The sequence below is a fragment of the Neomesorhizobium albiziae genome (assembly GCF_900114255.1).
In the GTDB taxonomy this organism is placed as follows: Bacteria; Pseudomonadota; Alphaproteobacteria; order Rhizobiales; family Rhizobiaceae; genus Neomesorhizobium; species Neomesorhizobium albiziae.
Genome location: NZ_FOSL01000004.1, coordinates 266436 through 288412, shown reverse-complemented (window position 1 = coordinate 288412; position 21977 = coordinate 266436). Strand labels below are relative to the sequence as shown.

Genomic DNA, 21977 nt, shown 5'->3' with positions numbered 1-21977 from the left:
CGCCCGGTCAGGCAGCCTTCGCTTCCGGCGTGTGCTTGACGAAGGACGAACCGGACGCATCGAAAATATGCAGGTCGCCTGCGTCGGCGTCGAGCCGCATGGTCGCGCCGCGTTCAACCGACGCATTGCCCGGCAGCTTGGCGATTAGCGGCAGCTCGATGCCACGTCCGATGTCCAGATACACCAGCTGAACTTCGCCCAGCTGTTCGATGTAATCGACCTTGCCTTCGAACAGGCTGTTGGCGCCCTTGGCGACGTAGAGGTCTTCCGGACGCACGCCGAAGCTGATTTCCGCGCCCTGCGCGCTGGCCGGCGTGGCGATCGGAACAACTGCCTTGCCGCCGATGTGGGAGACGCCAGTCTGGGCGCCTGCCTTTTCGATCTTGCCCGGCAGGATGTTCATGGCCGGCGAGCCGATGAACTGGGCGACGAACAGATTGCCCGGCCGCTTGTAGAGTTCCATCGGCGACCCGACCTGCTCGACGCGCCCGTCCTTGAGCACCACGATACGGTCGGCCAGCGTCATCGCCTCGACCTGGTCATGGGTAACGTAGATCATGGTGGTGTTGGGCATCGACTCCTTCAGCTTGGCGATCTCGATGCGGGTGGCGACGCGCAGCGCCGCGTCGAGGTTCGACAGCGGCTCGTCGAAAAGAAAGACCTTGGGGTTGCGCACGATGGCACGGCCGATGGCGACACGCTGGCGCTGGCCGCCCGACATCGCCTTGGGCAGGCGGTCGAGATATTTGGTGAGCTGCAGGATTTCCGCTGCCTGCTTCACACGCCGGTCGATCTCTTCCTTCTTCTCCTTGGCAATCTTCATGCCGAAGGCCATGTTGTCGTAGACGGTCATGTGCGGATAGAGAGCATAGGACTGGAACACCATGGCGATGCCGCGCTTGGACGGCGGCACGTCGTTGACCTTCTCGCCGGCGATCTCCAGAGTGCCGCCAGTGATCTCCTCCAGCCCGGCGATCGACCGCAGCAGGGTCGACTTGCCGCAACCCGAAGGGCCGACGAACACGATGAACTCGCCCGATTTGATGTCGAGGTCGATGCCGTGGAGAATATTCAGACTGCCGTAAGCCTTCTTGACGCCCCTGAGTGTAAGATCGGCCATTATTTCCTCCCTACGATTGCTCAAGCCGGCTCAGGCGAAACGCCCGAACCAGGCACCGTAACTTCCAAGCTTGATCTTGCTGCCGGCCACCGTTCCAGAAAAGCCGTGCCCGCTCAGTGACTGCGCCGTCCTGCCGGCTTCCAGATCCACCGAGGCGGGAGCGCTGCCGAGATTGAAGGCGCAGACGATCTGCTCGTTGCCCTCGCGGCGGGTGAAGGCGACTACGTCGCCCTCACCGGCTAGGAATGCGATATCGCCCTTGGCGAATGCAGGATAGGAGCGGCGGAACGCCAGGAACCGGCGGTAATGCTCGAGCAGTGAATTCTCATCGCCCTGCTGCATGTCGACAGCCAATGGTAGATGTTCCTGCGGTACCGGCAGCCAGGGCTTGGCGCTTGAGAAGCCGCCATTCCTCGACTTGCCGTCCCATACCATCGGGGTGCGGCAACCATCGCGACCCTTGAACTCCGGCCAGAAGCGAATGCCGTAGGGATCCTGCAGGTCCTCGAAGGCGAGGTCGGCTTCGCCCAGTCCCAGCTCCTCGCCCTGATAGATGCAGACCGAGCCTCGCAGCGACATCAGAAGCGCCGAAATGACCTTGAGGTAGGCAAGGCGGTCGGCTTCGCCGGCGCCCCAGCGCGATGCATGGCGCATCACATCGTGGTTGGAAAAGGCCCAGCACGACCAGCCGTCGCTCGCCACCTGGCCGAAGTTTTCGAGAACGCCGCGCACTTTGGCGGCGCTGATCTTTTCGGGTGCCAGGAAGTCGAAGGCGTAACACATGTGCACGCGGTTCTCGCCGGCCGTGTAGGCGGCGACAACCTCCAGTCCGCGCTGCGAATCGCCGACTTCGCCGACGGCGGCGACGGCCGGATATTCGTCGAGCAAGGCGCGGAAGCGCTCGAGAAAGTGGAGGTTCTCGGGGCGGCTCTTGTCGTAGAGATGATCCTGATAATTATACGGATTGACGGCGGGCGCCGTCTGGTCGTTGCGTTCTTCGACCGGCAGCGGCGGATTGTTCTCAAGCCCCTGGCTGTGGAAGTAGAAATTGATGGTGTCGAGCCGGAAGCCGTCGACGCCGCGTTCCAGCCAAAAGCGCGTCACATCGAGCAATGCATCCTGGACTTCACGGTTGTGGAAATTCAGATCCGGCTGTTCGGCCAGGAAGTTATGTAGGTAATATTGCTGGCGTCGGGTGTCCCACTGCCAAGCCGAGCCGCCAAAGATCGACAGCCAGTTGTTGGGCGGCGTGCCGTCCGACCTGGCGTCCGCCCAGACATACCAGTCGGCCTTCGGGTTGGTGCGGCTTGACCGGCTTTCCTGGAACCACGGGTGGACATCGGCGGTGTGGGACAGCACCTCGTCGATCATCACCTTCAGGCCGAGGCGATGCGCCTCGGCGATCAGGGCTTCGAAATCGGCCAGCGTGCCGAACATCGGATCGACGTCGCAATAGTCCGAGACGTCGTAGCCGAAATCCTTCATCGGCGACTTGAAGAAGGGCGATATCCAGATGGCGTCCGCGCCGAGGCCGGCAATATAGGGAAGCCTCGCGATAATGCCCTTGAGGTCGCCGATGCCGTCGCCGTTGGAGTCCTGGTAGCTGCGCGGATAGATCTGGTAGATCACCGCGCCACGCCACCAGTCCTTGTCGGGCGCCGGCAAAGGCGCCTCGAACCTGCGGGAAGCCGTCGCCTGCATGGATTAGCCTCCCTTGACCGAGCCGGCGAGCAGGCCGCGCACGAAGTAGCGCTGCAGCGAGAAAAAGACGATCAGCGGCAGGATGATGGTGATAAACGCCGATGTCGTCAGGATTTCCCAGTCACCGCCGCGCGATCCAAGCAGCGCGTTCAGCCGGCCGGTCAGCACCAGATGTTCTTGATCGGTGCCGAGGAAAACCATGGCCACCAGAAGGTCGTTCCAGACCCACAGGAACTGGAAGATGGCGAAGGAAGCCAGCACCGGGAATGACAGCGGCAGCACGATCTTCATGAATATTTCGAAATCGCTGGCGCCGTCGATGCGGGCCGATTCCATCAGCTCGCGCGGCAGGCCGGCCATGTAGCTGCGCAGCAGGTAGATGGCGAAGGGCAGGCCGAAGCCGGTATGCGCCAGCCAGATGCCGAGGTAGGTCTTTGATGGTACGCCAAACAGATTGCCGACACCGTTGTACATCTCGAGCAACGGAATCAGAGCCATCTGCAGCGGTACGACCAGCAGGCCGATGATCACCGCGATCAGGATCGCACGTCCAGGGAATCGCATCCATGCCAGCGCATAGGCCGCGAAGGCCGCGATCATGATCGGAATGATGGTCGCTGGAATGGTCACGGTCAGCGAATTCAGAAATGAGCGACCGACATTCTCCGAGGTTAAAACGTTATAGTAGTTCTCGGTCGTGAATTTCGGCGGCACCGTTGAGGAATAGTAGACGCGCTGGCCACGCTCCCCCTCGAACTTTTTCGTCGAGGAATGAATATAAGAGCCATCGGCGTTTACCTGAAGGGTTTCGCCATCACCGAGGTCTGCCGCTGTGCCGGCCGGATATTGCGTAGGCGCTGCCGAACGCGTGCCGAAAGCGCTGACGGTGCTGGCGCCAGGGGTTTCGAAGATATTGCCTTCGATGACGAACTTGCCGTCTCTCTCCTGCTGGCCGGCGGCAGCACCCAGACGCCCGGCTTGTGTCTGCGACGAGCTGAAAAACGAGTTCCACCAGCCGGAAGTGATGATCTGGTCCTTGTCGCGCAATGACGTGACCAGGATGCCGAGTGTCGGGATGGTCCAGATCGCCACGAAGAAGAGCACTGCGAGATGTACGCCCCAGCGGCCAAAGGAGGATTTGCCTGCGGAATTGCCACTTGCCTGGGCCATATCAGAGCTTCCCCTCTTTGTTGGCCTGACGGATGTTCCAGATCATGATCGGCAGCACTGCCAGCATGATAATGATCGCAATGGTGGCGCCGCGGCCATTGTCGAGACCGCGGAACATCCAGTCGAACATAAGGTTGGCCAGCACCTGGCTGTTCCATTGTCCGTTCGTCATCGTGAGCACGATGTCGAAAACCTTGAGCACCAGGATGGTGATGGTTGTCCAGACGACGGCGATCGTGCCCCAGATTTGCGGGATCATGATCTTCCAGAAGATCTGGAAGGGGTTGGCGCCGTCGATGACCGCGGCTTCGATCGTTTCCTCCGGGATGCCCCGCAGCGCCGATGACAGGATGACCATGGCGAAGCCGGTCTGGATCCAGATCAGGATGATCATCAGGAAAAAATTGTTCCAGAACGGCATCGATATCCACACCTGCGGATCGCCACCGAACCAGGTAACGATCGAGTTGAGGATGCCGATCTGCACCTGGCCTTCGCCGCGATATTCGTAGATGAACTTCCAGATGACGCTAGCGCCGACGAAGGAGATGGCGAGCGGCAGGAAGATCAGGCTCTTGGCGATGGTGCCCCACCAGATCTTGTCGGTGAGCACTGCGATGATCAGGCCGAGGAACGTGCAGGCGGCCGGCACGACCAGCAGCCACATAAGATTGTTGACAATGGAATTGTGGAACTGCTCGTCGCTGAGGGCCCAGCCATAATTCCGCAAGCCGACAAAATTCTCGCCGGTCTTGTCATAGACTGAATACCAGAGTGTCGAGATCACCGGATAAATCAGGTAGATAACCAGGATCACGAGCGCCGGGCCGATGAACAGCCAAGGCCGGATCAGCCCCTGCCTGCGAAGATTGTCCACCGCAGCCGCCCCGGTGACGCCGCGCGAGGGAAAAATGAGATCGACGAGCTTGTTGGCGCCCCAGAAATAGAGGACGCAGCCGCCAACGCCGACAATGATGACGAGAATGGCCGAGAAAATCTGAGCTGCCATGGGTCCCTCCCCGTTGTCAGGCCGATTTCACGCTGGACGAGGCAAATAAAGAGCCCCTACCGCCGACCCGGACCTGTGCGGCCCGGATCGGGTATGGTTGAGGTCGACGCTACGGCTCGCCCGAGCTTACTTGATGGCGTCCCAGGCCTTCTGGATGTCGGCTGCGACATCCGGCGCCGGCTTGCCGCCGACGAGATCGATCATGCCCGTCCAGAAGGCGCCGGCGCCGATCTTGCCCGGCATCAGGTCGGACCCGTCGAAGCGGAACGTCGAAGCGTTGACCAGGATGTCGCCCTGCTTCTTCAGCGCGTCGTTGGCGTAGGCGTCCTTGTTCGCAGTCTTCAGCGGCGTCAGCAGCCCGGACTGGGCCATCCAGACTTCATGGGCGAGCGGCATCTTCAGATAGTCGATGAAGGCGCGCGCGGCCTTGGAGTCCTTGGTGATGGTGAACAGCGTGCCTGCACCGAGGACCGGCGTGCCAAGTTCCGGCTTCGACGCCATCGGCGGCAGGTAGAAGAAGTCCGCATCGACGCCGAGCTTGGTGCCTTCGGGGAAGAAGGACGAGATGAACGACGCCTGGCGATGCAGGTAGCATTTGGGCGGGATGCCGAAGAGGCCCTTGGGGCTGTCGCGGAAGTCGGTCGCGGCGACCGCCGCCTTGCCGCCGTCGACATATTTGTCGTTGGTGGCGATCTTGGCGAAGATGTCGAGCGCACCGACGACAGCCGGGTCGTTGAACGGAATCTCGTTCTTGGTCCACTTGTCGTAGACCTCCGGCGGCTGCGTGCGCAGCATGATGTCTTCGACCCAGTCGGTGGCCGGCCAGCCGGTAGCGCCACCGGAGCCGAGGCCGATGCACCACGGCACGCCGCCGTCGGCGACGATCTTGTCGGTCAGCGCCTGCAGTTCCTCCCAGGTCTTCGGCACTTCATAGCCGGCTTCCTCGAAGTTTTCAGGCACGTACCAGACCAGCGACTTCAGGTCGGCCTTGTAGGGGAAGGCGAAGAACTTCGCGGCGCCGTCCTTGTCCTTGTAGGTGCCGAGATCCACCCAGGATTGACCGGCGCCGTAATTGTCCTTGACGAAGGCAGCGGTCTCGTCGCCAAGCGGGGTGAGAAGGCCTTTCGAGGCCAGATCCTGGAGCAGGCCCGGCTGCGGCAACACGGCGATGTTGGGCGGGCTGCCAGCCTGGGTGTCGATGACGATCTGCTGCTCGTAGTTTTCCGACGACGAATAGTTGATCGTGGCGCCGGTAGCCTCCGAGAAATAGTCGAGCATGCTGCGGACCAGCGCTTCGTCCTCGCCGCGCCACGGACCGAAGATCGAGAGGGTCTCGCCCTTCAGGTCGACCTTCTTCAACTCCTCGAAATTGTCCCAATGAAAACGGGGGTCTTCACCCGGCTTGAACTTCAATTCCGCCGAAGCCGGCGCGGCAAAGGCAAGCGCGGCAAGCGCCACACCAAGCATCAGTGACTTTTTCATCGATCTTCCTCCCGGTAGGATCCCATGAGCCGGACGGGACCTCCATCCCGCCCTCGCCTCGCAGGATTTCTTGAAAGAAATCCAAAGCGCTTTGGCTTACATCATATTCGCCATCGAACGCACAAAGAGTCAAGCGGCAAGTTGAATTAATCGATTTAAACGCCAATTTTCTGATGCAGTGCAATATGTTATTCGGCGGCGCAGCATGAAATATTCCTTTTCCTGACCGGCTTCGACGCGTATCCTGCGAGGAGTTCTGCCGCCCGTTTTAAAGCGCTTTGGGTCCGATAACCGTGAACCTCAAACAATTATCACATATGTTGTCGCTGTCGCAAACCACGGTTAGCCGCGCGCTTAACGGCTATCCGGAGGTCAGCGAGGAGACGCGCCGCCGCGTGATGGACGCCGCAAAGCGGCACGGCTATCGGCCCAATCCGAGCGCGCGCCGGCTGGCGACCGGCAAGGCTGGCATGATCGGCTATGTGATGCCGACGGGTGCTGCCGTCGACATCGATCCGCATTTCGTCGAGTTCCTGTCCGGGCTCGGCGACTATGCGCGCTCGCACGACCTCGACCTGGTTTTGAGCCCGACGGCGGCGGACGAGGAAGAAACGACCTACCGGCGCATCGTCGCCAACAAGCAGGTCGACGCGGTTTATGTGTCTTCACCGCGGCCGGCCGACCGGCGGGTGGCGTTGCTCAACCACCTCGGCATTCCCTACATCGTCCATGGCCGCTCGGAAGGGCTGGATTTCGACTATCCGTTCCTCGACATCGACAACGAGGCCGCCTTCCACGAAGCGACGCGGCTGCTGATCCAGCTCGGACATACAAGGATCGCGCTGATCAATGGCGACGACACCCAGACCTTTGCTATCCATCGCGAGCGCGGCCTGAAAAAGGCGCTTGCCGCGAGCGACCTGAAGCTGCCAGTACATCGCCTGATCTCCGTCTCCATGACCGAGGAGAACGGCTACCGCGCCACCCGTCGGTTGCTCGAACACGAGGCGGCGCCGACGGCGATCATCTGCTCGAGCCTGATCATGACGCTTGGCGCGGTACGGGCGATCCGCGACCTCGGCCTCGCGATACCCGGCGATATCTCGCTGGTCGCGCATGACGACGTCTTTCCGTGGCTGAAGCCGGAAAACTTTTCGGTGCCGCTGTCGACGACGCGCTCGTCGATCCGGGCAGCCGGCGCGCGTGTCGCCGAGCGCCTGGCGGCGCGCATTTCCGGCCTCGAAAGCGGCCCACGCGGCGAGATCTGGCCGGTGGACCTGGTGGTGCGGGGTTCGATTGCCGGCGCCCCTGTTTGATTCCAGGCGGACGAATTGACTGACCGGCTAGAGCATTTTGCAGCCAAATGGATTCATTTGGCGTCCGCATAAATGCGGCAAAACAAATACTTAGAGCGAATTATCGGTTCTGAAAGAACCGGAACCGCTCTAATGCATGTCGCCCGAAAGTGTCCTCGGTTTCGGGAGAAACGACATGCGCAAACAACAAGCTACAGCGCGGAAGCCGGATCCCATTCGGCGCGACGCGCGTTAGTGGCTGTCGCCAAGCCGACCTAAAGCGCTGCGCCGAACGCGCTGGCGCCATGGTCGGCGCGCAGGGCCAGTTCGCGGAAGCCGGCAAACAGCTCGCGGCCGAAGCCGTGGGTGTTTTCCGACAGGTCAATGCGCGGCACCATGCGTGTCTTCAATTCGGCCGCCTCCACCAGCACTTCAAGCGTGCCGGCTTCCGCGTCGAGCCGCACCATGTCGCCGTTGCGCACCTTGCCGATGAAGCCGCCTTCAAGCGCTTCCGGCGTCACATGGATCGCCGCCGGCACTTTTCCGCTGGCGCCCGACATGCGGCCGTCGGTGACCAGCGCCACCTTGTGGCCGCGATCCTGCAGGATGCCGAGCACCGTCGTGAGTTTGTGCAGTTCCGGCATCCCGTTGGCCTTGGGACCCTGGAAACGGATGACGGCGATGAAGTCGCGGTCGAGTTCGCCGGCCTTGAAGGCGTCGTTCAACGCCTGCTGGCTGTCGAGCACGATGGCCGGCGCTTCGACGAAACGGCGTTCCGGCTTCACCGCAGACGTCTTGATGATCGCGTGGCCGAGATTGCCGGTGAGCACCTTCAGGCCGCCCGTCGGCTGGAAAGCCTTTGGGAACGGCGCCAGCACCTTTTCGTCGCCGCTCTTTGCCGGAGCCGGCTCGCGGACGACCGTCCCGTCAGCAGCAAGCTTTGCCTCGACCGTGTAAGGGCGGAGGCCTTTGCCCCAAACCGTCTGGATATCCTCGTGCAACAGGCCGGCGTCGAGCAGTTCACGGATCAGGAAACCCATGCCGCCGGCGGCATGGAAATGGTTCACATCCGACAAGCCGTTGGGATAGACACGCGCCAGCAGCGGCACCGCCTCCGACAGATCGGAAATGTCCTGCCAGGTCAGCGTGATACCGGCAGCGGCGGCCATGGCGACCAGGTGCATGGTATGGTTGGTCGAACCGCCGGTCGCATGCAGGCCGACAATGCCATTGACCACCGAGCGCTCGTCGAACATGCGGCCGACCGGCGTGTATTCGTTGCCGAGCGCGGTGATCGCCAGCGCCCGCTTGGCGGCCTCGCGCGTCAGCGCGTCGCGCAGCGGTGTGCCGGGGTTGACAAAGGAAGCGCCAGGCGTGTGCAGCCCCATGATCTCCATCAGCATCTGGTTGGAGTTGGCGGTGCCGTAAAAGGTGCAGGTGCCCGGCCCGTGGTAGGATTTTGACTCCGCCTCCAGCAGCTCGGCACGGCCGACCTTGCCTTCGGCATAGAGCTGGCGAACCCTCGCCTTCTCGTCATTGGGCAGCCCCGAAGTCATCGGGCCGCCGGGGATGAACACCGCTGGCAGGTGGCCGAAGGTCAGCGCCCCGATCACGAGGCCAGGCACGATCTTGTCGCAGATGCCGAGGTAGACGGCCGCGTCGAACATGTTGTGCGACAGGCCGATCGCCGTCGCCATGGCGATCACGTCGCGCGAGAACAACGAAAGCTCCATGCCGGGCTGGCCTTGCGTGACGCCATCACACATTGCCGGCACGCCGCCCGCGACCTGCGCCACGCCGCCGGCGTCGCGCGCCGCCTGCTTGATCAGCTGCGGATAGGTTTCGTAGGGCTGATGCGCCGACAGCATGTCGTTGTAGGACGTGATGATGCCGAGATTGGGGACGCGGTCTGCGGCAAGGATCGCCTTCTCGGAAGGGGAGCAGGCCGCAAAGCCATGCGCGAGGTTGCCGCATGAAAGCACGCCGCGATTTGCGGTTGAGCCCGCCGCCGCATCCACCCGCTCCAGGTAGATCTCGCGGCGCGGCTTCGACCGCTCGCGGATACGCTCGGTGATGGCTTCGATGTCTTTCCTGGCGGTCATGGCAAAATCCTTTCAAGGCATGACCGGGAAGGATGGGAGGCGCTTCCGCGGCCATGCGGCCTTTTACGTTCAGGGCGCCCAGAAAATCTCCACGGGCTGCCGGGAATGGTCGAAAACGGCGCGCACCGGCAGATGGCTGCCGGGTTGCAGCGCCTTGTCGAGCACATCGCGTTTTGCATTGCCTTCGATATGCAGCGCGACAAACCCGGCGCCAGCCAGTCTGGGCAGTGTCATGGTGAGGCGCGGCTCGCCGGCGCTCGGCGCGCTGACCGGCAACACCGTCCTGTCCGACGACGGATCGAGCAACCGGTCCAGCCCCTCGGCGTCGGGGAAGAACGAAGCGGTGTGCCCGTCGCCGCCCATTCCAAGGATCGCAACGTCCAGCGGCCATGCCAGAGCCTGCAGTTCATCGTCGGCTTGGCTCGCGGCTTCTTCGGCGGTTTCTGTTGGCCGATAGAGCCCCGCGAAATTTGCCGCGGCAGCGTTGTTTTGCAGCAGGTTCTCCGCAACCAGTGCGGCATTCGAACGCGGCGAGGATGCCGGAACGAACCGCTCGTCCACCAATGTGACGGTGACTTTCGCCCAGTCGAGATCGCGGCTGGACAGCGTGCGGAAGAACAGGCCGGGCGTGGTGCCGCCGGAAACCGCGATCAGCGCCTTTCCGCGATGGCTGATGGCGGCGCGCAGCCTGTCCGAGACGGTGTCGGCCAGCGCATCCGCCAGTTCGCGCGACGAGGCGAACCGGTTCAGATGATGCTTCGGTGCCGCGGCAAGCATCAGGTGCTCTCGTGCCAGGTGCGCCCGTCGCGCTCGATCAGCGCGATGGAAGCCGAAGGACCCCAGGTGCCGGCGGTATAGCCTTGCGCTTCCTGCCGGTTTTCCTGCCAGGCGTTGAGGATCGGGTCGATCCAGTTCCAAGCCGCCTCGACCTCGTCGCGGCGCATGAACAGCGTCTGGTTGCCGCGCACGACATCCATGATCAGCCGCTCATAGGCATCCGGCGCGCGCCCGTCGAACGACTGGGCAAAACTCATGTCGAGCGGGATCTGGCGCAGCCGCATGCCGCCCGGACCCGGATCCTTGATCATGATGTATTGCTTGACGCCCTCGTCGGGCTGCAGGCGGATCACCAGCTGGTTGGCGGTGATATTGCCGGCGCTTTCCTCGAAGATCGAATGCGGGATCTGCTTGAACTCGATGACGATTTCGGAAACCCGCGTCGCCAGCCGCTTGCCGGTCCTGAGGTAGAACGGCACTCCGGCCCAGCGCCAATTGGCGATTTCCGCCTTGATGGCGACGAAGGTTTCGATGTTGCTCGCCGCGCCCAGTTCCTCGACATAACCCTTCACCGGTCCGCCGGCGGAGGCGCCGGCGCGGTACTGGCCGCGTACGGTCTGCTTGGGTGCCTCGTTGCCGTTGACCCGCTTCAGCGAACGCAGAACCTTCAGCTTTTCGTCGCGCACAGCGTTGGCATCCATCGACGACGGCGCTTCCATGGCGACCAGGCACAGGAGCTGCAGCATGTGGTTCTGCACCATGTCGCGCAGCGCGCCGGCTTTGTCGTAGTAGGTGACGCGGTCTTCGAGGCCGACCGTTTCGGCCACGGTGATCTGCACATGATCAATATGGGCGGAGTTCCACAGCGGCTCATAGAGCGCGTTGGCAAAACGCAGCGCCATCAGGTTCTGCACCGTCTCCTTGCCGAGATAGTGGTCGATGCGGAATATCTGGTGTTCGCCGAAATCGGCGCCGATCTGGTCGTTGAGCGCCCTGGCCGAGATAAGATCGCGGCCGATCGGCTTTTCGACGACGATGCGCGAATTCGGCGTTATCAGCCCGTGTTCCTTGAGCTTGTGCGAAATCTCGCCGAACAGAGTCGGTGCTACCGCCAGATAGTAGGCGCGGATGCAGTCGCTTTCGCCGATGGCCTTCTTCAGCTTGGCAAAGCCCTCGCCCGACATGGCGTCGACGGCGACGTAGGACAGCCGCGCCAGGAACGTCTTCAGCTCCTTGGCGTCGATGTCTTCGGGCTTCACATGTTCGGAAATCGCCTTTTTGGCGAAGGTCTGGAATTCCTCGTCGGTCATCTTCGAGCGCGAAGCGCCGATGATGCGGGTCGGCTCGGAAAACTGATGGTCGCGCTGGCGGTAATAGAGCGCAGGCAGCAGCTTGCGCTCGGCGAGGTCGCCGGTGCCACCGAAAATGATGAAGTCGAAAGGATCGACTGGAATGATCTGACTGGTCATTGTCTGTCCGTATTCTCAGGACTCGCTGTTGCGAGCAAGCCTATAATCTAATCGATTTAAATTTGCCAGTGCCATGGTGTCACATCCTCAATTCCCGCACTGGAAGCTTGACACGCGGAATGTGGCGCGCGTTTCTCAAGGCCTACAAGAGTTCAGTTCCTTCGCGGCTGCAACATAGGACCGTTGCGGAACGATACCAAGGAGGTAAACGCCATGGGCACGCATCTTTCGCGCACCGTCGCAGAAGGTCTGGCTTTCATGCAGTTCATCGACGGCAAGCCTGTCGATTCGCTGTCGGGATTGCGCATCGACGTCGCCTCGCCCTCCGATGGCAAGGTGTTCGCCTCGATCCCCGCATCCGGCGAAGCAGATGTCGACCGTGCCGTCAAAGCCGCGCGGCGCGCCTTCGACGAGGGCCCGTGGAGCCGAATGCCGGCGGTCGAGCGAGGCCGCTGCCTGACCAGGCTCTTCCAACTCGTGGAAAAGAACGGCGCCGAACTCGCCGCTCTCGAATCGCGCGACACCGGCAAGCCGGTCCGGCAAGGCAAGGCCGATGTCACGGCCACCATGCGTTACTTCGAATTCTATGGAGGCGCCGGCGATAAGATCCACGGCGACACCATCCCTTTCCTCGACGGTTACACCGCGCTGACGCTGCGCGAGCCGCATGGCGTGGTGGCCGGCATCATTCCCTGGAACTATCCCTTGCAGATCCTTGCCCGCGTCGCGGGCGCAGCCCTTGCGATGGGCAACACGCTGGTGGTCAAACCGGCAGAGGATGCCTCGCTGACGGCGATCCGCATGGCCGAACTGGCGCTCGAGGCGGGCATCCCGGCGGGCGTTTTCAACGTCATCACCGGTTACGGCCGCGAGGCCGGCGCGGCGCTGTCAGGCCATCCCTTGGTCGACTACGTCACCTTCACCGGCTCGCCGCTGACCGGCACCGCAATCCAGCAGGCGGCGGCGATCAACAACCGGGGCGTCACCATGGAGCTCGGCGGGAAATCGCCGCAGATCGTCTTTGCCGATGCCGATATCGAGGCAGCACTTCCCGTGCTGGTCAACGCCATCATCCAGAATGGCGGCCAGACCTGCTCGGCCGGCAGCCGGGTGCTGATCGAACGGCCTATCTACGACAAGGTCGCCAACAGCCTCGCCGAGCGGTTCTCAAAACTGGTTGCCGGACCGCACGATGCCGACCTCGATCTCGGCGCGTTGATCAACCCGCGCCAGAAGGAGCGCGTCGCCGGCATCATCGACGCGGCGCAAGAAGCTGGAATTCCGGTGCTCGCAAAAGGTTCGGTCCATGCCAATGCGCCGGCGGGCGGTTATTATCAGGCGCCGGTGCTGTTCGGGTCGGTCAATCCGCAAGCAACAATCGCGCAGGAAGAAGTGTTCGGACCTGTGCTGAGCCTTTTCCCGTTCGATGGCGAGGAGGAGGCGGTACGGCTGGCCAACAGCACGGAGTTCGGGCTCGTCGCAGGGATCTGGACCAGGGATGGCGCCCGCCAGCATCGCGTCGCCAAGCGTGTTCGCGCCGGCCAGGTCTTCGTCAACGGTTATGGCGCCGGCGGCGGCATCGAGCTTCCTTTCGGCGGCTTCAAGAAATCCGGCCACGGCCGCGAAAAGGGTTTCGAGGCGCTCTACGACATGTCGGCGACCAAGACCATCGTCTTCAACCACGGGTAAAAAGCATGAAACGTCTGGAAAACAAGGTCGCGGTAATCACCGGGGCGGCATCCGGGTTTGGCGAAGGCATGGCCAAACGGTTTGCCGAGGAAGGCGCCAAAGTGGTGGTGGCCGATCTGAACGCCAAGGGGGCGGAGCGTGTCGCGGGCGAGATCGGCAAACAGGCGATCTGGACACAGACCGACGTCTCGCAGAAATCCGAATTCGACGAGATGGTGGATGCGACCATGAAGGCATTCGGCCATATCGACATCATGGTCAACAATGCCGGCTACACCCACCGCAATGGCGACATGCTCGGCGTCGAAGAGGCTACTTTCGATCTGATCACCGCCGTCAACATGAAGGCGATCTACCATGCCGCGCGCGCCGTGGTGCCGCTCATGGAAAAGCAGGGTGGCGGCTCGATCATCACCACGGCTTCCACGGCGGGCCTCAGGCCGCGGCCGGGCCTGACCTGGTACAACGCGTCGAAGGGCTGGGCGATCACCGCCACCAAGTCGATGGCAGTGGAACTGGCGCCACGGAACATCCGCGTCAATTGCCTCTGCCCGGTCGCCGGCGAGACCGGCATGCTGGCGCAATTTATGGGCGAGGACACGCCGGAACTTCGGGCTAAGTTCCGGGCATCGATCCCGCTCGGCCGACTGTCGACGCCGCTCGACATCGCCAACGCGGCACTTTGGCTGGCTTCCGACGAGGCTGCCTTCATCACCGGCATTGCGCTCGAGGTGGATGGCGGCCGCTGCATCTGAACTCATTTGCCGCTGAATTCGCAGGGATAAGCTCTCGGCATGCCACCGCCCGGGGCGGATTGGGCTTGACCGCGCAAGGGCGTGCCCTATTCGATTGGGCCAAAGAAAAAACGCGACGGGAAATGCCATGCACAAGGCCGCCATCACTGGAACCGGCATCTTCACGCCCGAAGAAATCATCACCAATGCCGAACTGGTGGCCTCCTACAACGAATATGCCCATCGCCAGAACAAGCTTCATGCCGACGCGATCGAAGCCGGCGAGCGCGAGCCGATGCCGCTGTCGAGCGAGGAGTTCATCCTGAAAGCGTCCGGTATCGAGCGCCGGCATGTGATGAGCAAATTCGGCATTCTTGATCCCGGGATCATGCACCCCGTGTTGCCGGAACGCGCCGAGGAAGACCTCTCGATCATGGCCGAGATTTCGGTGAAGGCGGCCGACGAGGCATTGACCAAGGCCGGCCTGCAGGCGGCCGACATCGACGCCGTCATCTGCGCGGCGTCCAATCACGAGCGCGCTTATCCGGCCATCGCCATCGAGGTGCAGCAGGCTCTAGGCATCAAGGGTTTCGCCTTCGACATGAACGTCGCGTGTTCGTCGGCGACCTTCGGCATCCAGCTTGCAGCCGACATGATCCGCAGCGGCTCGGCTCGCGCGGTGCTGATGGTCAATCCCGAAATAACCTCGGGCCATCAGGAATGGCGTGACCGCGACTGCCATTTCATCTTCGGCGATGTCTGCACGGCGGTTATTATCCAGCGGGCCGAGGATGCCGAAACCGATGATGGCTTCGAGATCCTTTCGACGCGGCTGCTGACCGAATTTTCCAACAATATCCGCAACAATAACGGCTTCCTGCGGCGCACGCGCGAAGGCCACATGGCCGATCGCCGCGACATGCAGTTCCACCAGGAAGGCCGCAAGGTGTTCAAGCAGGTGGTGCCGATGGTCGCCGAACTGATGCTCGGCCACCTCACCGAGGCCGGACTCAAGCCTGTTCAGCTGTCGCGGCTCTGGCTGCACCAAGCCAACAAGGCAATGAACGACCTGATCGGCCAGAAGGTTCTCGGCCGCGAGCCTACGCGTGAAGAGCAGCCGAATGTGCTGCAGGATTACGCCAACACGTCCTCGGCCGGTTCGATCATCGCCTTCTCGAAATTCTCCGACGACCTGCCCCCCGGCAGCTACGGCGTCATCTGCTCCTTCGGCGCGGGTTATTCCGCCGGCAGTGTCATCGTCAGGAAGATGTAGCGCGGCTGCCCATCAAACCCGCAGATCGGCCAGATAGGTGTTTTCTGAAGCCGAGGCGGCAAAATCCTCGGTCCGCAGGTCGGCGAACAGCAGTTCTTCGCCGGTTTCACCCACTTCGGCCAGCATCGAGCCATCCGGCGCCGCGACGCCTGAAAGCCCCGCATAAGAAAACCGCTCGTCGGCGCCGCAATGATTGACATAGGCGACGAATATCTGGTTCTCGAAGGCGCGCACCGGAATGATCTTGCGGGCGATCAGCGCGGCATGGCCGCTCGCTGGCAGCGCTGTCGGCACCAGCACGGCTTCGGCGCCGGCCTGCGCCAGACGCCGCACATTCTCCGGGAACTCCACATCGTAGCAGATCAACATGCCGAGCTTTATGCCGCGGAAGTCTATGATGCTAGCGGAGGGTTTTTCCGGCGTGAACAGCTCCCGCTCGTAAGGGCCGTAAAGATGCGACTTGCGATAGACTTCCAAAACGCCGCGCCGGTCGACCAGCATGGCGCTGTTGTAGACGGTATCGCCGTCGCGCTCGGCAAAGCCGGCAGTGACCGCAACGCCGGTTTCCAGTGAGAGGCCGTGCAGCCTGGTCGCCGTCTTGCCATCGGGAGCTTCGGCGAGGTCTGTGATGGCTTCGCCAGCCCCGTAGCCGGTGACCGCCAGTTCCGGGGTGACGAGAAGATCGGCGCCCTGTTCTGCGGCCTCACGCATGGCGCGCCCGATGCGGTCAAGGTTGGCGGCGGGGTCGCCGGATGCCGCCTGCATCTGGAGGATTGCGAGTTTCATCAGTTGGCATCCGAGGACATGGCGCCGAGCAGCCGCCTGATATCGCCGAATTTGGCGATCAGCCCGAACACCAACGCAGCGATGGCGACAAAGAACACAGACACCGAGGCCATGGTCGGCGTGTAGCCGTAGCGCAGCGCGTTGAAGATCTTGATGGGCAACGTTTCCGTGGTGAAACCTATGGTCATGTAGGCGACGATGTATTCGTTCAGCGACAGCACGAAGGCAAAGGCATAACCGGAAACGAGGTAGGGCAGGATCAGCGGCAGCACGACGGTTTTCAGCACCGTGCGATCGTCGGCTCCCATGGTCGATGCGGCTTCCACCAGCGAGCGGTCGATGGAGGCGAAACCGAGCGACAAGGTCACCAGCGGCAGCGTGACGAAGAAGATGGCGTGGCTGATGATGGCGGTGAAGAACTGGCCGAAAAGCCCGACGGTCGCCCAGAACGTGAGGAATCCGAGCGCCGTAATGACCGGCGGCAGGATGAAGGGCGCCAGGCCCAGAACCTGGAAGATATTCGCCCAGGGTGCGATGCGTCGCCACAGGAACCATGACAGCGGCAGCGCGATGGCCACCGCGATCGCAGCCGAACAGACAGCAAGCGTGACCGAATGGATCAGCGCCAGCCGCCATTCCGGATTTGTGAATATCTGGCCGTACCATGCCAGCGAAAAGCCTTTCGGCGGAAAGGCTAGATCCTGCTTCTCATTGACTGAAACTCCCGCGACCACGACCAGCGGCGCGGCGAGGAACAGCCCGACCAGGAAGAAGTAGAAGCGCCGCAGCAATCTTTCGCTCATCCCGCGTTCTCCCTGCGCCCGAGCATCAGCGTCAACCCAACCAGAGCCAGCGAGATCAGCACCAGGAAAACCGCCATAGCAGCGGCGAATGGCATATTGGACTGATAGATCGCCTGGTCGGTAATCAGCACCGACAGCGTCCAGTGCTGCGGCCTGCCGAGCATCTGCGGCAGCAGATAAGAGCCGAGCGCAAAGACGAAGACCATGATGAGGGTCGCCACGATGGTGTTCCTGAGCGCCGGCAACACGACGTTGAGAAAGGCGCGGACGGGAGAAGCGCCTAGCGTGCGGGCCGCCTCAAGTAGCGTCGGATCGAGCCGTACAAGCGCCGGATAAAGCACCAGGATCGTATACGGCAGCGCCTGGTAGACCATGCCGGTAAGCACCGCGCCAAATCCCGGCGTGAGCGCCTTTGCCTCAGTCATCAATCCCATTGCGACCAGAAGATTGGTAATGCCGGCGGTTCTCGAAAAAAGCGTCTGCCAGGCAAAACCAATGATAACCTCCGACAGCGACAGCACGGACAAAAGGCAGACCAGCCAGACAGTCTGCATCTTCCGCGACTGCCTGGTGAGCAGATAGGTGAACGGGAAGGCGATGGCGATGCAACACACCGCGACCAGCACCGCCAGCATCAGCGAGAAGCCGAGCACCTTGGCAAAGAACAGCGACAGGAAGCGCGCGTAATTGTCGAAGACGAAATCCGGCGTGTAAAAACCGGCCGGATTGCGCTGAAAGAAGCTCACCGCAATCATCGTCGAGAACGGGATGACGAAGAAGACGATCAGCATCAGCGCCGGAAAAGCCAGCGGCGTATAGTCGGCCAGCGTCCGCGGCGGCTCGCGTCTCATTGGGGGAGCACCACGCAGCTCTCGGGCGGCAGCACGACGCCGACCTTCTGCCCCTGCTTGACGTTCGGGCGTTCGCGCGGCGTCGCCACCGAGACGATACTGGCGCCGCCGGCCTCCACGAAGGTCTCGATGGTGCCGCCGAGATCGCGGACGAACGTGACGGTGCCCCCGATGGCATCCTTGCCCGGCATGTCGAGATGCACGTCCTCGGGCCGGATCGATAGCGATGCCTTGCTGGCTCCGGCTGGCAGCTTCAACCCTGCGATGGCCTGGCCGAGCACGATGGCGCGCCCGGCGCTGTCGGTCGTTACCTCGAGAAGGTTGGTGGAACCGATGAAATCGGCGACGAAGGCGTCGGCAGGCTTGCGGTAGATTTCGATCGGCGAGGCGGCCTGGCGTATCCTGCCGTTGCCCATGACAACGACGAGGTCGGCCATGGTCATAGCCTCGCGCTGGTCGTGGGTGACGACGATGGTGGTGATGCCGAGCTTCTGTTGCAACTGGCGCAACTCCACCTGCATGGCTTCGCGCAATTTCGCGTCGAGCGCAGAGAGCGGCTCGTCGAGCAGGAAGAGTTTTGGCGAGATAGCGAGCGCGCGGGCGATCGCCACGCGCTGCCGCTGACCGCCAGACAGTTTCGCCACCGGGCGGTCGGCATAGCCGGAGAGATGGATGAGCGCGAGCAGCTCCTCGGTGCGCTTTTTCTGCGCGTCGCGCGAGGCGCCGCGGATGCGCAGCGGGTACGAGATGTTGTCGCCCACGGAGAGATGCGGAAACAGCGCCAGCGACTGAAACACCATGCCGAGTTCGCGCTTGTGGGTGGGAACCGGCGTAATGTCCTTGCCGTCGAGCACGATGGCGCCGGCGGTCGGTTCCTCCAGGCCGGCGATCATCCTGAGCAGCGTGGTCTTGCCGCATCCGGAAGGGCCGAGCAGGCAGACGAAAGTGCCGTGCGGCACGTCGAGCCTGACGTTGTCGACGGCCGTGAAGTCGCCGAACGTCTTGGTGATGTCATTCAGGGAAAGGCCGGACATGCCTGCTCCTATTATCGACGGCTGGGGGCGGCTGCAATTACCGCACGCGGTGGTCGGAGGGCGAAGGGATTGCCATTCGTCTTCTCCCCGTCTGCGGGGAGAAGATGCCTGCAGGAAAATGAGGGGCAGCGAAACTTGCGCGTGTCCTCCGCCCTTCATCCGGCGCGTCGCGCCACCCTCCCCCCGCAAGCGGGAGAAGGGAAATCAGCTGACGATCAGCTCGGTCCACTTCTGGTTGATCCAGTCGGCCTTGGTCGTATAGAGGTCGTAGCGGGGAATGATCGGCGGGATTTCCGACGATACCGCGGCAAACTCCTCCGGCTTCAGGTCGAGCACCTCCTTCTTCAGCGTCGGCGCCGTACCGACCTTGCGCGACATCAGGCCCTGGATCGCCGGCTGGCTCATGTAGTCGATGAACACATGCGCCTCCTCAACCTTGGTCGAGGCGCGCGACAGCGCCCAGTTGCCGGAATCCTGGATACCGCCCTCCTTCGGGAAGGTCGAGCGCACGGGATGGCCGTCGGCGGCGGCCAGGCCGGTGACGTCGTGGTAATACTGGCCCATCGGGATTTCGCCGGATTTCAGCGCCTGCTCAAACTGTGCCTCGTCGCGATACCAGAGGCGGACGTTCGGCTTCACCTCGGCAAGCTTGGCGAACGCCTTTTCCAGCCCCTCGTCGGTGTCGAGCGCCTTGGTGCCGCCCATGAAGGTCGTGGCAGTCACTTCGAGCAGGAACGAATTGGACGCCAGCGCCAGCAGGCCGAGCTTGTCGGCATTGGCCGGATCCCAAAGTGCCTCCCAGGAGGTTGGGGCTTCCTTGTAGACATCCGTGTTGGTCACCAGCGTGATGTACCAGGCCACCGCCCCAATGCCGGCGACGCGCCCATCTGGATATTTATTGATGAAGTGCGGCAGCAGGCTGTCGTAGTTCTTGATCTTGGCCGGGTCGATCGGCGTCCATAGCTCGGTCGACTGGCCCTTGAGCGTCGAGGTCTGCGACATCATCGAGAGGTCGGCCGGCGCCTGACCCGCCTTCGCCGCCTGTTCGAGCTGCACCAGCCAGGCTTCGCCTGTCGGCTCGGCGACCGATTCGACTGCGATGCCGGTCGTCTTGGTGAATTCGGGAAAGATGTTCTTGTCGAACGAATCCTTGAAGTAGCCGCCATAGACGCCGACCTTCAGCGACTTGTCCTGTGCCCTCAGCACGGACGGCATGGCGAGCATGCCGGCGGCGGCTAGCCCGGTGCCGAGCACCGTACGGCGGCTGATGCCGCGATTGCGAAATCCAGTCATGTCATTCTCCTCTTTCTTACCCGGGTTGCCCGGTGTTCCCATTTTTTGTCGGTCGAAGTCTAGTTCAACTGCCCGTCAATGTCTTGCCGACCGAGCCTCCAGCATGCGGGCATATTGTGTCAGCGGGAAGCAGATGACGAAGAAGATCAGCGCCACCAGCCCGTAGACGGTGAACGGTTCGAAGGTTGCATTGTTGATGGCATTCGAGGTGCGCACCAGCTCCTCGAAGCCGATGATGGAGGTCAGCGCCGTCGCCTTGACCAGCTGCACGAGAAAGCCGACGGCAGGCGCCCGTGTGATCGAAAAAGCCTGCGGCAGGATGATCAGCCTGAGCTCCTGCAAATAGTGCAGGCCGAGGCTGGCGCCGGCGTCCCACTGGCCGCGCGGCAATGCGTCGACGCCGCTGCGCCAGATCTCGGCGAGATAGGCGCTGGCGAAGAAGGTGAGGCCGAGCACTGCCGCCGTCCATGGCTCGATGCGGAAGCCCAGCATCGGCAGGCCGAAGAACATCAGGAAAAGCTGCATCAAAAGCGGCGTGCCCTGGAACAGCGCGATGTAACCAGACGAGAAACGCCGCGCCCATTTGTTCTTGGCGATGCGCAGGAACAGGATGACCAAGCCGACCAGGGCGCCGCCGACGAAGGCGACAATCGACAGCAGAACCGTCCAGCGCGCGGCCAGCAAGAGATTGCGAACGATGTCCCAAAGAGTGAACTCGATCATGACACGCCCGCTCCCAACACGCGCCGTCCGCCCGCGACCAGAAACCGGCGCAGAGCCATCGACAGAGCGAGATAGACCATGGTGACGACGAAGTAGGTTTCGAAGGCGCGGAAGGTGCGTGCCTGCAGCATGTCGGCCTCGTAGGTCAATTCACGCACCGCGATCTGCGACACCACCGCCGATTCCAGCATCATGATGACGATCTGGCTGGTCAGCGCAGGAAAGATCACCTTCAGCGCCTGCGGCAGCACGACCTTGATGAAGACCTGTCGCGGACGCAGGCCAAGCGCCAGCGCGGCTTCGCGCTGGCCAGTCGGCACCGCGTCCAGGCCGGCGCCGACGATTTCGGTGGTGTAGGCCGCCATGTTCAAGGTCATGGCAAGAATGGCCGCGATGACCGGATCGAGCCGGATGCCGAGCGCCGGCAAGCCGAAGAAGATGAAGAACAGCTGCACCAGGAACGGCGTGTTGCGGATCACCTCGACATAGACGGTGATTGCGTGGCGAAGGAGGGGATAACCGCTGCGTCGTCCGGCAGCGCCGAGCACGCTGAAAAACGTGCCGGCGATTGTGGTGACGGTGATGAGCATCATCGTCATCGCCGCGCCCTGGGCTATGGCGCCCAGGGCCTCGGTCAGCCAGCCGAAGTCGAGGCTGTAGCCCACG

At 62.5% G+C, this 21977-nt stretch carries 19 protein-coding genes; 4 read left to right on the top strand and 15 right to left on the bottom strand.

Features of this window, described 5'->3' with window-relative positions; genetic code table 11:
- Nucleotides 1-7: 7 nt before the first annotated feature.
- From F3H98_RS09800 to F3H98_RS09780, 5 genes are all read right to left on the bottom strand, one after another.
- Nucleotides 8-1120 (bottom strand): ABC transporter ATP-binding protein, encoded by a 1113-nt coding sequence (locus F3H98_RS09800; RefSeq protein ID WP_149759956.1) that lies wholly within the window; start codon nucleotides 1118-1120, stop codon nucleotides 8-10.
- Between the two features lie 30 nt (nucleotides 1121-1150).
- A complete protein-coding gene (bglA, locus tag F3H98_RS09795; protein WP_149759955.1) occupies nucleotides 1151-2821 on the bottom strand; it encodes a beta-galactosidase BglA in 1671 nt (556 codons plus the stop codon).
- A gap of 3 nt (nucleotides 2822-2824) precedes the next feature.
- Nucleotides 2825-3991 carry a carbohydrate ABC transporter permease gene (locus F3H98_RS09790; protein WP_149759954.1) on the bottom strand — a complete coding sequence of 389 codons (1167 nt, stop codon included), beginning with the start codon at nucleotides 3989-3991 and terminating at the stop codon, nucleotides 2825-2827.
- A gap of 1 nt (nucleotide 3992) precedes the next feature.
- Entirely contained in the window at nucleotides 3993-5000 is a 1008-nt protein-coding gene (locus F3H98_RS09785) for a carbohydrate ABC transporter permease (protein ID WP_149759953.1), read from the bottom strand.
- Nucleotides 5001-5126: 126 nt separating this feature from the next.
- Nucleotides 5127-6482 carry an ABC transporter substrate-binding protein gene (locus tag F3H98_RS09780; RefSeq protein WP_149759952.1) on the bottom strand — a complete coding sequence of 452 codons (1356 nt, stop codon included), beginning with the start codon at nucleotides 6480-6482 and terminating at the stop codon, nucleotides 5127-5129.
- 293 nt (nucleotides 6483-6775) lie between these two features.
- Between F3H98_RS09780 and F3H98_RS09775 the strand changes: the two genes are divergently transcribed.
- Nucleotides 6776-7798 (top strand): LacI family DNA-binding transcriptional regulator, encoded by a 1023-nt coding sequence (locus F3H98_RS09775; protein ID WP_149759951.1) that lies wholly within the window; start codon nucleotides 6776-6778, stop codon nucleotides 7796-7798.
- A 254-nt stretch (nucleotides 7799-8052) separates the two neighbouring features.
- On the opposite strand, the gene edd is transcribed toward F3H98_RS09775, so the two are convergent.
- The 3 genes from edd to zwf all read right to left on the bottom strand — a co-directional run bounded on the left by edd (nucleotide 8053) and on the right by zwf (nucleotide 12125).
- The gene (edd, locus tag F3H98_RS09770; RefSeq protein WP_149759950.1) at nucleotides 8053-9879 is read right to left on the bottom strand and encodes a phosphogluconate dehydratase; all 1827 of its coding nucleotides are present in this window, start codon (nucleotides 9877-9879) and stop codon (nucleotides 8053-8055) included.
- Between the two features lie 69 nt (nucleotides 9880-9948).
- The gene (gene pgl / locus F3H98_RS09765) at nucleotides 9949-10656 is read right to left on the bottom strand and encodes a 6-phosphogluconolactonase (protein WP_149759949.1); all 708 of its coding nucleotides are present in this window, start codon (nucleotides 10654-10656) and stop codon (nucleotides 9949-9951) included.
- Nucleotides 10656-12125, bottom strand: coding sequence for a glucose-6-phosphate dehydrogenase (gene zwf / locus F3H98_RS09760; RefSeq protein WP_149759948.1), 1470 nt, complete (start codon nucleotides 12123-12125; stop codon nucleotides 10656-10658). The genes pgl and zwf overlap by 1 nt, the downstream gene beginning before the upstream one ends.
- 213 nt (nucleotides 12126-12338) lie before the next feature.
- Between zwf and F3H98_RS09755 the strand changes: the two genes are divergently transcribed.
- The 3 genes from F3H98_RS09755 (at nucleotide 12339) to F3H98_RS09745 (ending at nucleotide 15821) form a co-directional block, all read left to right on the top strand.
- Nucleotides 12339-13814, top strand: coding sequence for an aldehyde dehydrogenase family protein (locus tag F3H98_RS09755; protein ID WP_149759947.1), 1476 nt, complete (start codon nucleotides 12339-12341; stop codon nucleotides 13812-13814).
- Nucleotides 13815-13819: 5 nt separating this feature from the next.
- Nucleotides 13820-14569, top strand: a complete 750-nt coding sequence (locus tag F3H98_RS09750) for an SDR family oxidoreductase (protein ID WP_149759946.1) — start codon at nucleotides 13820-13822, stop codon at nucleotides 14567-14569.
- 127 nt (nucleotides 14570-14696) lie between these two features.
- On the top strand, nucleotides 14697-15821 hold the full coding sequence (locus F3H98_RS09745) for a beta-ketoacyl-ACP synthase III (RefSeq protein WP_149759945.1): 1125 nt from the start codon (nucleotides 14697-14699) through the stop codon (nucleotides 15819-15821).
- Nucleotides 15822-15833: 12 nt separating this feature from the next.
- Here the strand turns inward: F3H98_RS09745 and F3H98_RS09740 are convergent, their stop codons facing one another.
- The 7 genes from F3H98_RS09740 to F3H98_RS09710 form a co-directional block, all read right to left on the bottom strand.
- Nucleotides 15834-16610: a carbon-nitrogen hydrolase family protein gene (locus F3H98_RS09740; protein WP_244621660.1), complete on the bottom strand. Its 777-nt coding sequence runs from the start codon at nucleotides 16608-16610 to the stop codon at nucleotides 15834-15836.
- The gene (locus tag F3H98_RS09735; RefSeq protein ID WP_149759943.1) at nucleotides 16607-17410 is read right to left on the bottom strand and encodes an ABC transporter permease; all 804 of its coding nucleotides are present in this window, start codon (nucleotides 17408-17410) and stop codon (nucleotides 16607-16609) included. Before F3H98_RS09735 ends, F3H98_RS09740 begins: the two co-directional genes overlap by 4 nt.
- Nucleotides 17407-18261, bottom strand: coding sequence for an ABC transporter permease (locus F3H98_RS09730; protein WP_149759942.1), 855 nt, complete (start codon nucleotides 18259-18261; stop codon nucleotides 17407-17409). The genes F3H98_RS09735 and F3H98_RS09730 overlap by 4 nt, the downstream gene beginning before the upstream one ends.
- A complete protein-coding gene (locus F3H98_RS09725; RefSeq protein WP_149759941.1) occupies nucleotides 18258-19295 on the bottom strand; it encodes an ABC transporter ATP-binding protein in 1038 nt (345 codons plus the stop codon). The genes F3H98_RS09730 and F3H98_RS09725 overlap by 4 nt, the downstream gene beginning before the upstream one ends.
- Nucleotides 19296-19499: 204 nt before the next feature.
- Nucleotides 19500-20588 (bottom strand): ABC transporter substrate-binding protein, encoded by a 1089-nt coding sequence (locus F3H98_RS09720; protein ID WP_149759940.1) that lies wholly within the window; start codon nucleotides 20586-20588, stop codon nucleotides 19500-19502.
- Nucleotides 20589-20663: 75 nt separating this feature from the next.
- Nucleotides 20664-21311 carry an amino acid ABC transporter permease gene (locus F3H98_RS09715; RefSeq protein ID WP_149759939.1) on the bottom strand — a complete coding sequence of 216 codons (648 nt, stop codon included), beginning with the start codon at nucleotides 21309-21311 and terminating at the stop codon, nucleotides 20664-20666.
- Nucleotides 21308-21976: an amino acid ABC transporter permease gene (locus F3H98_RS09710; RefSeq protein WP_149759938.1), complete on the bottom strand. Its 669-nt coding sequence runs from the start codon at nucleotides 21974-21976 to the stop codon at nucleotides 21308-21310. The genes F3H98_RS09715 and F3H98_RS09710 overlap by 4 nt, the downstream gene beginning before the upstream one ends.
- Nucleotide 21977: the final 1 nt, after the last annotated feature.